Origin of the sequence: uncultured Marinobacter sp. (assembly GCF_963974375.1) — a bacterium.
GTDB lineage: Bacteria > Pseudomonadota > Gammaproteobacteria > Pseudomonadales > Oleiphilaceae > Marinobacter.
Window position 1 is genome coordinate 1 of record NZ_CAXBDN010000364.1, and the last position, 3,165, is coordinate 3,165.

Sequence of the window (3,165 nt, forward strand, 5' to 3'; positions counted from 1 at the left end):
CGTGATATGTAATATTACGTTATTTATGAGATAATTAACAAAGTTAATTTAAGAAACATAACGCACGTTAAAGAGCATTAACGTGCGTTAAAGTGCCAACTATCGTATTCTCCCAATGTAACACCGGTACAATGCTCGCCTTTCAAGGCGCTCCTCGAATCGGAACGATCATGGACACGACTCCCCCAAATCGAAAAGCCTCGCCTCCATTACGTAATGGATCTCAAACCGTGTTGGCCGATTCAGCGAATCCGTACATTCATATGGCCACCGCCGACAATACGCGTCGGACCTACCGTGCGGCCATTCGCAGTTTTGAGCGTTGGGGCGGGCGCCTACCCACACAGCCGGCAACGCTGGTCGCCTACCTGTCGGACCAAGCAGCCATCCTCAACCCCCGTACATTGGCTGTTTACCTGACTGCTCTTGGGCAATGGCACCACACTCAGGGGTTGCGTGATCCGGTTCGGGACCCGGTCGTGCGTAAAACGCTTGAAGGTATTCGGCGTGCCCACGGTCGCCCGAAGCGGCTGGCTCGGGCGTTGCGGCTGGAACACGTTGCGGCTTTTTTGGCTGCGCTTCAGCAGCAGCCCGACTCGCTCAGAAAGCACCGCGACTGAGCATTGCTGCAGACAGGTTTCTTCGGCGCGTTTCGGCGCAGTGAGCTGGTGGCCATCGAGGTGACTCATCTGTCGTGGGAGCCGGAAGGGGTGGTGGTGACCCTGCCGCGCTCCAAAACCGACCCGCACGGCGACGGACTGACGCGAGCTTTGCCGAGAGGCGCTGGGCCGGTTTGCCCGGTCAGTGCGCTCGAACGATGGCTGGTGCAGGCGGACATTCAGGCTGGCCCGGTATTTCGGGCCGTCAACCGCTGGGACCAGTTGCAGCCCAACGCCCTGTCACCCGGTTCCGTCAACCGGATCGTAAAAGCCCTGGGCGAGGCGTGCGGACTGGACATTGCGCCCATGCTGAGCAGTCACAGTTTTCGGCGGGGGCTGTCCACCGCTGCCGCCCAGGAAAACGTGGATTTTGAACAGATCAAACGCCAGGGCGGATGGAGGCACGACGCCACGGTGCGCGGCTACATCGAGGAAGGCCAACAGTTTACGCAGAATGCCGCAAGCAGCCTGATCAGCAAGGTCGCAGATCTGCTTGGGGAGCCGGAAACCAGCAACGTCTGACCGCTATTCTGAGCCAGGCATGAGCTTGCCGGGAATCCAGGCCAGGTAAACGGCCATTCCGAAGAGCTCAACCAGCGACTGAACAACGATGACCACCACGGCGGCCTGCCAAGCCTCGGGCAACGTCAGCGCGATGGGCAAAACCACGAAGGAATTGCGGGTACCAAAGCTGAACGTCAGGGTTCTGGCCGACAGAATGCGAAGCCGGAACAGGCGGCTGAGAGCCTTGCCCAGCAGTGCGGCGTAAACCAGATAGGCGATGAAAACGAAGGCGACCGGCACCAGAACAGCGGTAAGACCGGCCACCGTGGTGACTTGTGACGCCGCAATGACAAACACGACCAGGGCCAGCAACGGCACGGGAAGCAGCCCCAGACTGCTCACCCAACGCCTGGCCGCAACACTGCGCTCGGCAAAGTATTCAGTGCACCAGGCCAACGCCAGGGGAACAAGAATCAAACCGACAAACGCACTTACCAGTTGGCTGGTCACCACCGTCTGAAACCACGCTCCGCCCAGGAATAACCAGAGGTAGACCGGCAGCATCAGCATTTGCACCACCAGCAGCACGGGCGTGGCGGCAATGGCCCGGCCTGCGTCACCCTTGCCCAGATGGGTGAAGCTGATAAACCAGTCCGTGCAGGGCACTAGCAGCACCAGTAACACCCCGGCCTGGACGGCGGGGGACAGGGGAAGCAACGCCACCAGGGCATCGAGCAGCAAGGGCGTGATCACAAAGTTGCCCAGCACAAGCGCCGCCAGGAATCGCCAGTCACGTAACCCCCGGCCAATGTGCGTCAAAGGCACCTGGGTAAACGTGGCATAGAGCAAAACGCCCAGCAGTGGCCACAAACCCGCTTCCAGACGCGATGCCGTGTCCGGCAGGGCAATCCCGACGGCAAGACCCGCCAGAATAAAGGCCAGGTAAATCCAGGATTGATGTCGTTCCATCTGGTCTCGCATGGGAAAATCCGGCTCCAGGATTGAGTGCGAAAAGTGAGTCACCGCGTCAGTGAATCGGGCGGTCAGGCCTCCAATTCGCCTCCACGATCTACCCAGGCTTCTTTGCCGCCCACAAAATGATGAATGTCGGTATAGCCCACACTGACCAGGCGCTCAGCGGCACGACCGGCCCGTTTGCAACGGTCACTGGTACAATAAACCACAATCGTCGCGTCTTTGTCTGGAAGCGCGGCGGGGGCCTCGTCGAGAACATTATCGGAAACAAGATTGATGGCACCCGGCAGGTGCCCTTCGGCAAACGTCCTGGCCGGCAGGGTATCCACCAGGATGAATTCCCGGCCCTGCCTCTGCCAATCGCGCAGCGTGTCGGCGTTGATCGCTTTCATGAGGCCTTCCCGTCGCCGGCGGATTGTACCGGCGCAAAATAACGGTCCAGCCCCCAGAGCAACAGGCCGAACAGCAGGTGTGGCAGCGCGGAGGCGACGATCAACTTGGGACCAATGGCCAGGCCAGCAACGCCCCATCCGACCAGCGGAAAGAACACCACCAGTATCACGCCCCAGAGCGCGGCGGCCAGCCCCAGTGCGGTCGCCAGGCTCTTGCGCGGGAAGTAGCGAACGAACACCACCGACCAGAAGGTCACGTAAGCGGTGTGGAATAGCAGGCCAGCCGGTAGTGGCAGGGTCCGTCCCAGCAACGTCTCGGCAAAAGCCAGTGATGGCGGCTTCGGAAACGGTGAAACACCCGCCTTCAACAAGGCCACCATCACAATCGCGGTGAGGACCGAGACCGCAAGGCCAATGCCGAAGGCTCTTGGGAAAGACGGTTTGATGGGTATCGTGGCTGACATGGATGGCTCCTTTTTGGATTGGAAAAGTTAGTGTCCCGCCTCGTTGTCACCCGCGCTGTCAGCGGCCGTCGGACAGCGTGGCCCGCACCTTTCGCTGGACTCGCGACAGCAGGCGCCGACCAGGTGATCGGTTAGTGACAACAGGGACTCAAACGCGGCGCAGTAATAGAC

Annotated in this window: 5 protein-coding genes; 2 read left to right on the plus strand and 3 right to left on the minus strand. The window is 60.1% G+C overall.

Annotated features, from left to right (window positions below):
- Nucleotides 1–170 precede the first annotated feature (170 nt).
- Nucleotides 171–620, plus strand: coding sequence for a hypothetical protein (locus tag AAC035_RS20060; RefSeq protein ID WP_339806888.1), 450 nt, complete (start codon nt 171–173; stop codon nt 618–620).
- 3 nt (nt 621–623) lie between these two features.
- Nucleotides 624–1,181 carry a site-specific integrase gene (locus AAC035_RS20065; protein ID WP_339806889.1) on the plus strand — a complete coding sequence of 186 codons (558 nt, stop codon included), beginning with the start codon at nt 624–626 and terminating at the stop codon, nt 1,179–1,181.
- A 3-nt stretch (nt 1,182–1,184) separates the two neighbouring features.
- On the opposite strand, the gene AAC035_RS20070 is transcribed toward AAC035_RS20065, so the two are convergent.
- The 3 genes from AAC035_RS20070 to AAC035_RS20080 form a co-directional block, all read right to left on the minus strand.
- Entirely contained in the window at nt 1,185–2,144 is a 960-nt protein-coding gene (locus AAC035_RS20070) for an arsenic resistance protein (protein ID WP_339806891.1), read from the minus strand.
- A 62-nt stretch (nt 2,145–2,206) separates the two neighbouring features.
- Complete coding sequence (locus AAC035_RS20075; protein ID WP_201600003.1) at nt 2,207–2,530, minus strand: rhodanese-like domain-containing protein; 324 nt, start codon at nt 2,528–2,530, stop codon at nt 2,207–2,209.
- A complete protein-coding gene (locus tag AAC035_RS20080) occupies nt 2,527–2,994 on the minus strand; it encodes a hypothetical protein (protein WP_201600006.1) in 468 nt (155 codons plus the stop codon). Before AAC035_RS20080 ends, AAC035_RS20075 begins: the two co-directional genes overlap by 4 nt.
- Between the last annotated feature and the right edge of the window lie 171 nt (nt 2,995–3,165).